The sequence below is a fragment of the Streptomyces bugieae genome (genome assembly GCF_036352915.1).
GTDB lineage: Bacteria > Actinomycetota > Actinomycetes > Streptomycetales > Streptomycetaceae > Streptomyces > Streptomyces endophytica.
The window spans coordinates 1-400 of record NZ_JAZBJP010000219.1; the positions used below are offsets into that span (position 1 = coordinate 1).

Here is a 400-nt window from a genome sequence, read left to right on the forward strand (position 1 = left end):
CCGAGACGATGATCAGCGTGTAGATGCTGTTGTCGCCGATCAGCCAGAACGACGGCTCGCCGATGATGCCGAGCTGTTCGTGCAGCACGTGGTTGATCAGGCCGTTGTCCCGCTGGAACATGAACGCCCAGGTGATGACGGCGGCGTAGACCGGCAGGGCGTACGGCACGAGGAAGACCGCCCGCAGGATGCCCCGGCCCCGGAAGCTCTCCTGGAGGAGGATCGCCGCCGTCGTCCCCAGCAGCCAGGCGAACCCGACCGAGAAGAACGTGAAGACGCAGGTCACGAAGAAGGAGTGGAGCAGGGCCTCACCGATCGGCGCGTCGAAGTCGACGGCGATGCGGTAGTTGTCGAGGCCGGTCCAGGGCGCCGCGCCCCAGTTGTTGATGAAGAACTGTGT

General features: G+C 65.0%; 1 pseudogene. It reads right to left on the reverse strand.

Annotated elements, in window-relative coordinates:
• Nucleotides 1-400: pseudogene (locus V2J85_RS40965) on the reverse strand (sugar ABC transporter permease); the annotation flags it as partial.